Origin of the sequence: Tardiphaga sp. (genome assembly GCF_044336785.1) — a bacterium.
Lineage (GTDB): Bacteria > Pseudomonadota > Alphaproteobacteria > Rhizobiales > Xanthobacteraceae > Tardiphaga.
Genome location: NZ_JBIIOT010000146.1, coordinates 1 through 8683, shown reverse-complemented (window position 1 = coordinate 8683; position 8683 = coordinate 1). Strand labels below are relative to the sequence as shown.

The window sequence follows — 8683 nt, the reverse complement described above, 5'->3', positions numbered from 1 at the left end:
GCCACCGGGGACATTGCTTGTGGAGGCCCCCTCACCCGCCGCCTTCGGCGACGACCTCTCCCCGATGGGGAGAGGTGAAGACAGGGCGGCACGTGGGGCAGGCCACATCAACGCCACCGTCTCCGAGAGATCACCGACATAATCGTAAGAGAGTTCGAACAGCACCGGATCGACCCGCGACGCGATGAGATCGCGAATGAGCCCCGCTTTCGCATGCTTGAACGACAGCGCGCCCGTCAGCGCCGCCAGCGCGTAGCCGCGGTCGGGATCAGGCACCTCGCGAAAATACCCGACCAGCAGCCGCAGCTTGTTGTTGCGGCCGGGCTCATAGGCGAGACGATCGAGCAATTCGGCAAAGCGGTTCATGCGTCCGCACTCTCGCCGGGCGGAAGCGTCTCTTCTTCCTCCTCATCGCCGTAGCCCACCAGCGCCAGCGGCCGCGCGATCAGGCCCTTGCTCTGGCACCAATGCACCAGCGCATCCTCCTGCCCATGGGTGACCCAGATCTCGCCGGCCCCCGTCGCGCCGATGGTGGCGCACAGCCCGTCCCAATCCGCGTGATCGGAAATGATCAGCGGCAGTTCGATGCCGCGTTGCCTCGCCCGCGCGCGCACGCGCATCCAGCCGGAGGCGAAGGCCGTGACGGGATCGGGAAACCGCCGCGTCCACAGATCCGACGTCGCCGATGGCGGCGCCAGCGTGATGGTGCCGGCGAGCTCGGCCTTCTTCACGCCCTTCACCGGACGCAGCTCGCCGAGATCGATGCCGCGCTCCTGATAGTAGTAGGAAATCTTCTCCATCGCGCCGTGCAGATAGATCGGCGCATCATAGCCGGCTTCACGGATCAGCTTGATCACGCGCTGCGCCTTGCCGAGCGAGTAAGCCCCGACCAGATGCGCCCGCTCCGGAAACAGCGCGACGGAGGCGAGCAATTTCCTCACTTCATCCGCAGCAGCGCCGTGGCGAAACACCGGCAAGCCAAATGTCGCTTCGGTGATGAACACATCACACGGCACCACCTCGAATGGCGTGCAGGTCGGATCATAGGCGTCCTTGTAGTCGCCGGACGCCACGATGCAGGTGCCCTTGCAGGTCACCGCCATCTGCGCGGAGCCGAGCACATGCCCGGCCGGATGACAGGAGATGGTGACATCGCCGAGCCTCACGCTTTCGCCGTAGGAAATCTCCTGCGTGCTCCCCGCAAAATTCTCGCCATAGCGCAGCCGCATCATGTCCAGCGTTTCCCGCGTCGCCAGCACGGCACCGTGGCCGGGACGGGCGTGGTCGGAATGGCCGTGGGTGATGACCGCGCGATCGACGGGGCGGACCGGATCGATGTGAAAACCACCGGGTTTGCAGAGCAGGCCGGCGGGTTCGGGGATCAGGATGTCTTGCGGGCGCATGTTCATGATATAGGCCCGCTCGGGGCCGGTTGAAGTCGTCGAGCGAACGCCCCTCGCTTTGCCGGGTTCCCTTATGGCGCATGTGTTCATGTCATCCGGCGAAATGATCGCCGACCGTCGTTTCGATTATGGACGTGATCTGGAACTCCGGGGCGACCTCGCGGGGGCCGCCGAGCTGTTCATGCAGGCGATCGAGCTGGCGCCGGATTTCGCCTCGGCCTGGTTCGCGCTCGGCGATGTGCGCGAGCGGCAAGGCGACAAAACCGGTGCAATCGGCGCATTTCGGCGCGCAAAAGCGGCAAATGGCGCCGATTTTCTTGGGGCAGACTTGCGGCTGCTGCGGCTAACCGGTGGCAATCTTGCGGCCATGTCGCGGCAATATGTGACAAAGCTTTATGACCAATATGCTCCGAAATTCGAGCAGTCGCTGGTCGGCGAACTCGGCTATCGCGGACCGGCACTGCTGTTCGCGGCGGTGACGAGGACGTGCGAGGCCCAAGCGCGGCCCATGAGTTTTCACCGCGCCATCGATCTCGGCTGCGGCACAGGACTCGCCGCACAAGCTTTCAAAAATTGCATCGACGAATTCATCGGCATCGATCTCTCGGCCGAGATGATCAAGCGCGCACGCGCGACGGAACTCTACAAGGCACTGGAGACTGCCGATGCGGTCGAAGGGCTACACCATCTGGCGGATGCAAGCGCGGATCTCGTCCTTGCCGCCGATATGATGATCTACATCCACGATCTCGCACCGCTCTTCATCGAAGCGGCCCGCGTGCTCAAGCCTGGTGGGTTGTTCGCGTTCACAGCAGAGACACATGATGGCGACGACGTCTTGCTCGGCGCCGGGTTACGCTTTGCACAAAGCGAAGCGCATCTGCGCGGCCTGCTTGGCGACGCTGGCTTCATCGTCGCGCGCATCGACAATGCGTCGATCCGCACCGAGCGTGAGGTACCGGTGCCTAGTCTTGTGCTCGTGGCTTCAAAAGCCTGATCGAACGACGGGACAAACAAAAACCCCGGCCACGAGGCCGGGGTTTGTTTTGTTCGGCTCGCAGTCGCGATCAGTATTTCGCGATCACCGGGCTGTTGAAGTGATAGTTCACGCCCGTGCGGAAGATGTGTTCCTTGACATTTGAACCGACCGTAATGGTGCGGTTGCCAGAAACCAGCGTATCGGACGCCGAGCCGAGATCGACATAGAGATATTCGCTCTTGCTGGTCCAGTTCGGGCCGAACAGGCCGAAGAACGTGAACGGCCGCTCAATGCCGCCGCCGACGGTCCAGCCGCTGCGGCTGCCCGAGGCCGTGACATCGACGGGAGCGCCGAGACCCACAGCCGTGATCCGCGTTTTCACACCGCCATATGCGTAACCGGCGGTGCCATAAAACAATGTGGAGCCGAGCGAATAACCGAGGCGACCGCGCACGGTACCGAGCCAGGGCAGCTTGGAGTCGAAGGACGAGCTCTGGGTGACGAGGCAGCGCGTGATGCAGGCGTCGTCGTCGCGCTGCAGGGAGCCTTGAATATCAGCCTCGATGCCGGCCACCCAACTCCCGGCCTGCCAGTTGTAACCGATCTGGCCACCGCCGATAAAACCCTCCGGCGACAGGTTGAAGGCCTCATTGGCGTTGGAGAACACATAGGACGTGCGGTTGCGTGCCCAGCCGCCACCGACATTGCCACCGAGATAGAGACCGGCCCAGTTCGCAGGTGGCGGCGCCACATAGCTGCCGTTGCCGCCGATGCGATAGTTCAGGCCGACGCGATAAATGCGCTCGCGCAATTCGGTATTGAGCGTCTGGGCGCCGGCTTCGAACACATCGCTCTTGTTGCCCAGATTGACATAGAGCGCCTCGATCTTCGCTGACCAGTTGCCACCGAGCGCCGCTTCGACGCCGCCGCCATAGGTCCAGCCATGATGAATGCGGTTGCCGAAATCGGTGATGCCGATGGAGGTCTGGTTGAGCGTGGTCCGGACGCTGCCATAGGCATAGCCGGCGGTGGCGTAACTGAAGACCGGCCCGTCGGCGCGGCCGATACGACCACGCACCGTGCCGAACCAGTCGAGCCGCTGGTCGTAGGCGGTGGCTTCGCCGATCCGCAGATTGGTGAAATCATCGCGCAGGCCGGCACCCTGGATATCGGCCTCGATGCCCAGCACAAGCGGTCCGAACACGGAGCCGGTCTGCCAGTTGTAACCGGCCTGGGCACCGCCAAATGCGCCGTGAGGCGCGAGATAGGTGGTGTTGAGGGACGGCGTGGTGCCGCCGAAGCTCGCCAGCTCGGCCTTGTTGCGGCCGAGGCCGATGCCGGCATTGGCGCCGATATAGAACCCGGTCCAGTCATAGACCGATGCGATGGGAGCCTTGAGATAGGGGGCCTTCACGGCAAGGTCGGCGGCCTGCGCTGTGATGGACGTACCGAGCAGCGCTGCAGTCGTGACGAGATACTTCAAGATGGCCCCCGCAATCGTATCGATGCGGGAGGTTATAGCGGGCGACTGCAAAAATGCTGTAGCGCTATTGGTACATTCACCGCGACACCATGCCGCTGAGACGCAGGATCAAACAAAAACCCCGGCCTTTCGGCCGGGGCTTTGCTGTTTGACGCTTTTGTTATCGTGATCAGTACTTCGCAACGACCGGGGTGTTGAAGTGATAGTTCAGGCCGGTGCGGAAGATGTGTTCGGTAACGCCGGTGCTGGTGATGTTGCCATTCGGCAGCACATCGGTTTTGCGACCGAGATCGACATAGAGATATTCGGTCTTGCTGGTCCAGTTCGGTCCGAACAGGCCGAGCAGCTTGAACGGGGTCTCGATGCCAGCGCCAGCCGTCCAGCCGCTCTGGGTATTCGAGAAGCTCACCGACGCACCGCTGGTGAGATCGGTCAGCGTGTTCTTCACGCCGCCATAGGCGTAACCGCCGGTGGCGTAGAACAGGGTCGAACCGACCGAGTAGCCGAGACGGCCGCGAACGGTGCCGAACCAGGGCAGCTTGTGATCGTAAGCGACGGTGCCGAGCGCGACGACAGTCTTCTGGTCACGCTGGCTGGAAGCCTGGATATCGGCTTCGAGGCCGTACACCCAGTTAGCAGCCTGCCAGTTGTAGCCGATCTGGCCACCACCGTTGACGCCATCGGGGTTCAGGCTGAACTGCTCGCCGCCGCCGGCAGGGGCGCCGAGATAGGTGCGATCACGACCGGTGCCGGAGCCGACGTTGCCGCCGAGATACCAGCCGGTCCAGTTGGCTGCAGCCACCGGGGTGTAGGCGCTGTTGCCGCCGATGCGATAGTTCAGGCCGACGCGGAACAGGTTGTCACGCAGTTCGGTGTTGGCCAGCTGGGCCGGGGTGCCGAAGGTCGTGCCGTAACGGTTGCCGAGATTGAGGTAGAGATATTCGATCTTGCCGGTCCAGTTGCCACCCAGCGAAGCTTCGACGCCGCTGCCGATGGTCCAGCCCGTGGCCGTACGATCCGAGGTGAAGGTGCCAACGCCGGCTTCGGTGATCGAGCTCTTGACGTTGCCGTAGGCAAAACCACCGGTGAAGTAGCTGAGGACCGGGCCAGTGGCGAGACCGACGCGACCGCGCACGGTGCCGAACCAATCCAGGCTGTTGTTATACTGAACCGCGTTCAGGACCGGGCCGGGGCCGGCGACATTGGCGCCACCGCCGGTCAGGCCGCTGCCCTGGAAGTCGGCTTCGAGGCCGTAAACGATCGGGCCGAGCAGCGAATCGGTCTGCCAGTTCCAGCCGATCTGCGCGCCACCGAAGGCGCCCTGCGGCGAACGGTAGATCGAGTCGTTATTGGTGTAGCTGTGCAGGATACGGTCGCGGCCGATGCCGACACCGGCGTTCACACCGAAGTAGAAGCCGGACCAGTTGTAAACAGCGACGATCGGGGCCTTGTAATAAGGGGCCTTCACGGCGAGGTCAGCTGCCTGCGCGGTGACGGCGGTTCCGATCAGCGCGGCGCTGGCGAGGAGGATACGTTTCATGGTGGACCCCATTTGAATTGTTCTGGGAAGATACGGGAGTCGAGTCCATCTGGCTGTATCCGGGCAGCCACACCTGACCAGATTGCAACAAATGGCCTGAGGCGCAAAAGGAGCGGTTAAATAAGTGTTTAGCTCAATTTAGCTGGCATTGCGCGATCGGGCACGGAGCCCTCGGCAAGATCCTTCTCCCAATGAGCCGACCGGCAACAAAGATCTCGCAATCGTGAAGGGATTGCCAAGCCTGCTGCGCCCGCACAGGATGCATTCCGGCCAGCAGACCGCGAGCAACGCGGCGGCGGCCCAATACGCCCGCGAGAGGCGGGCAACAGGGAGAAACTGAGAATGCCGTCACGTCACCATTCCGTCCTCACGCTCGCGGCTGGTGCCGCGATGCTCTCGGCCGTCGCGACTGCGGCCCTCGGGGCGGACAAGAAATACGATCCGGGCGCCAGCGATACGGAAATCAAGCTCGGACAAACCATCCCGCATAGCGGCGCAGGCTCACTTTACGGGGTGATCGGCCGCACCCAGGCGGCCTATTTCCAGATGCTGAACGAGAAGGGCGGCATCAATGGCCGCAAGATCAACTTCCAGTCGCTGGATGACGCCTATAGTGCCCCCAAGGCTGTGGAGGCCACGCGCCGTCTCGTGGAGCAGGACGAGGTGCTGGCACTTTTCGGCTCGCTCGGCACCGCGCCACAGTCCGCCGTGCAAAAATATCTCAACACCAAGAAGGTGCCACAGCTGCTGCTGAACACCGGCGCGTCCCGCTGGAACAATCCGAAGGAGTTCAAGTGGACCACGCCGGGCCTGCCGATCTACTCCACGGAAGGCCGCATCCTTGCCCGCTACCTGACCCAGACCAAGCCTGAGGCGAAGGTCGCGATCCTTTACCAGAACGACGAGTTCGGAAAGGATTTCATGAATTCATTCAAGGAGATCCTGGCCGAGGCCGGCGGCAAGGCGAAGGTGGTGGCGGAGGCCTCCTATGACCTCACCGACCCGACCATCGATTCCCAGCTGATCAACCTGTCGAAGTCCGGCGCCGACACCTTCTTCAACATCTCCACCGGCAAGGCGACCTCGCAGACGATCCGCAAGGTGGCCGAGCTCGGCTGGAAGCCGCTGCATCTCCTGGTCTCGACCTCGAGCGGCCGCTCGATCCTCAATGCCGCCGGCGCTGACAATGCCAAGGGCATCGTGGCCATGAGCTACACCAAGGAAGTCGGCAGCGAGAAGTGGAAGGACGACGCGGACGTCATCGCCTTCCAGGAGCTGCGCAAGAAGTATCTGCCCAATGTCGATCCCGACAACACGATTGCCTTCCAGGGCTATTCGCAGGCGGTGACGATGGCGGAGATCCTGCGCCGCTGCGGCGACGAGCTGACGCGCGAGAATGTGCTGAAGCACGCCACCAATCTCGACGGCTATCGCGCGCCGGTGTTTTTGCCCGGCATCACCTACGGCTTCACGCCGACCGACTACACCACCATCAAGGCGCTCTATGTCGGCACTTTCAACGGCTCCGACTGGGATCTCTCGGACAAGCCGGTGAGCCAGTAAGCGCAACTCTCGACGACTACTCCCCGGCGCGAGCGCCGGGGAGCGGACGACCCAATCGGACTCACAAAGAGCCGAACCAACAAATTCAGGGAGACCATCATGACCAAGGGGACATTTGCGTCCGCGTTGATTGCGGCCGTTGCCATCCTTCCACTGGGCGCACACAGCGCGTTTGCCCAAAAGAAATACGATCCCGGCGCCAGCGATACCGAGATCAAGATCGGCCAGACCGTGCCGCATAGCGGACCGGGCTCACTCTATGGCGTGCTCGGCCGTGTCGGCGAAGCCTATTTCCAGATGCTCAACGAGAAGGGCGGCATCAATGGCCGCAAGGTCAAGTTCCTCTCGCTCGACGACGCCTATAGCGCGCCGAAGGCCGTGGAAGCGACACGCCGGCTTGTCGAGCAGGAAGAGGTGCTCGCGCTCTACGGCTCGCTCGGCACCGCGCCGCAAACCGCCGTGCACAAATATCTCAACTCCAAGGGCGTGCCGCAGCTGCTGCTCAACACCGGCGCGTCGAAGTGGAACGATCCGAAGAATTTCAAATGGACCATGGCGGGCCTGCCGCTCTATCCCACCGAGGCGCGCATTCTCGCCAAGCATGTCGTCAGCGTGAAGCCGAATGCCAAGGTCGGCATTCTCTACCAGAACGATGATTTCGGACGCGACTTCCTCGGTCCCTTCAAGGACGAACTGGCCAAGGCTGGTGGCACGGCGAAAGTGATCGCGGAAGTCACCTATGATCTCACCGACCCGACCATCGATTCGCAGCTGATCAATCTGGCGAAATCAGGTGCGGATGTTTTCTATAATATCAGCACCGGCAAGGCGACGTCGCAGTCGATCCGCAAGGTCGCCGAACTCGGCTGGAAGCCGCTGCATCTGTTGTCGGCGGGCTCGACCGGGCGCTCGATTCTGAACGCCGCGGGGATCGAGAATGCCAAGGGCATCGTCGCGATCCGCTATTCGAAAGAAGTCGGCACGCCGCAATTCGAGAAGGATCCGGAGGTGATGGCCTTCGAGGACCTGCGCAAGAAGTACCTGCCGAATGTCGATCCCGACAATACCATCGCCTATGCCGGCTACGGCCAGGCGGTGACCATGGGCGAAATCCTGCGCCGCTGCGGCGATGATCTCACCCGCGCCAATGTGCTGAAGCAGGCGCAGAACCTCACCGGCTTCCACTCGCCCTATATGCTGGACGGCGTGACCTACAGCTACACGCCAGACAACTATACGCCGATGAAGACGCTCTATATCTCGATCTTCAACGGCAAGGACTGGGATATTTCCGAGAAGCCGATGACGGAGTAATTCTCCGAACCTCTCCACGTCATTGCGAGAAGCGAAGCGACGAAGCAATCCAGGGCCACACGAAGAAAGACTGGATTGCTTCGTCGCAAGGGCTCCTCGCAATGACGGCAATGAGCACCTAGATTGTACCGGTGCCGCCGCGTAAATCCGCCTCGAAACCCGATCTATTGCCCGAGATTTTCACCCGCTGGTTCGCCCAGCGGGGCTGGTCACCGCGCGCGCATCAGCTGGCATTGCTGGAGAAAGCACGCGCCGATCGTTCCGCGATGCTGATCGCTCCGACCGGCGCCGGCAAGACACTGGCAGGTTTTCTGCCGACGCTGGTGGAGCTGAGCGCGGTCCCTAACCTCTCCCCGCTTGCGGGGAGAGGTCGACGCGAAGCGGCGGGTGAGGGGGAGCCC

General features: G+C 62.5%; 7 protein-coding genes and 1 pseudogene. 4 read left to right on the top strand and 4 right to left on the bottom strand.

The window, feature by feature from the left end:
* Together ACIQ2A_RS24490 and ACIQ2A_RS24485 are read right to left on the bottom strand one after the other, a co-directional pair.
* A pseudogene (locus tag ACIQ2A_RS24490) lies at nucleotides 1-366 on the bottom strand (ATP-dependent DNA ligase); the annotation flags it as partial.
* Entirely contained in the window at nucleotides 363-1403 is a 1041-nt protein-coding gene (locus tag ACIQ2A_RS24485) for a ligase-associated DNA damage response exonuclease (RefSeq protein WP_398484394.1), read from the bottom strand. The gene ACIQ2A_RS24485 and the pseudogene ACIQ2A_RS24490, both read right to left, overlap by 4 nt.
* Before the next feature lie 88 nt (nucleotides 1404-1491).
* Here ACIQ2A_RS24485 and ACIQ2A_RS24480 point away from each other — a divergent pair, with 88 nt between their 5' ends.
* Entirely contained in the window at nucleotides 1492-2400 is a 909-nt protein-coding gene (locus tag ACIQ2A_RS24480; protein WP_398484390.1) for a methyltransferase domain-containing protein, read from the top strand.
* A 70-nt stretch (nucleotides 2401-2470) separates the two neighbouring features.
* On the opposite strand, the gene ACIQ2A_RS24475 is transcribed toward ACIQ2A_RS24480, so the two are convergent.
* Entirely contained in the window at nucleotides 2471-3865 is a 1395-nt protein-coding gene (locus ACIQ2A_RS24475) for an outer membrane protein (protein ID WP_398484388.1), read from the bottom strand.
* Between the two features lie 169 nt (nucleotides 3866-4034).
* Complete coding sequence (locus ACIQ2A_RS24470; protein WP_398484386.1) at nucleotides 4035-5405, bottom strand: outer membrane protein; 1371 nt, start codon at nucleotides 5403-5405, stop codon at nucleotides 4035-4037.
* A 390-nt stretch (nucleotides 5406-5795) separates the two neighbouring features.
* On the opposite strand from ACIQ2A_RS24470, the gene ACIQ2A_RS24465 reads away from it, so the two are divergent.
* The 3 genes from ACIQ2A_RS24465 to ACIQ2A_RS24455 all read left to right on the top strand — a co-directional run.
* Nucleotides 5796-6968, top strand: coding sequence for an ABC transporter substrate-binding protein (locus ACIQ2A_RS24465; protein ID WP_398484392.1), 1173 nt, complete (start codon nucleotides 5796-5798; stop codon nucleotides 6966-6968).
* A 99-nt stretch (nucleotides 6969-7067) separates the two neighbouring features.
* Nucleotides 7068-8282, top strand: coding sequence for an ABC transporter substrate-binding protein (locus ACIQ2A_RS24460; protein ID WP_398484384.1), 1215 nt, complete (start codon nucleotides 7068-7070; stop codon nucleotides 8280-8282).
* A gap of 131 nt (nucleotides 8283-8413) precedes the next feature.
* The coding region (locus ACIQ2A_RS24455; RefSeq protein ID WP_398484382.1) for a hypothetical protein at nucleotides 8414-8683 on the top strand (270 nt) is incomplete at its 3' end.

Excerpts from the sequence above, each read along its gene's own strand:
- ACIQ2A_RS24485 (WP_398484394.1), bottom strand. The coding sequence starts at position 1,403 with ATGCGCCCGCAAGACATCCTGATCCCCGAACCCGCCGGCCTGCTCTGC.
- ACIQ2A_RS24480 (WP_398484390.1), top strand. The coding sequence starts at position 1,492 with ATGTCATCCGGCGAAATGATCGCCGACCGTCGTTTCGATTATGGACGT.
- ACIQ2A_RS24470 (WP_398484386.1), bottom strand. The coding sequence starts at position 5,405 with ATGAAACGTATCCTCCTCGCCAGCGCCGCGCTGATCGGAACCGCCGTC.
- ACIQ2A_RS24465 (WP_398484392.1), top strand. The coding sequence starts at position 5,796 with ATGCTCTCGGCCGTCGCGACTGCGGCCCTCGGGGCGGACAAGAAATAC.
- ACIQ2A_RS24460 (WP_398484384.1), top strand. The coding sequence starts at position 7,068 with ATGACCAAGGGGACATTTGCGTCCGCGTTGATTGCGGCCGTTGCCATC.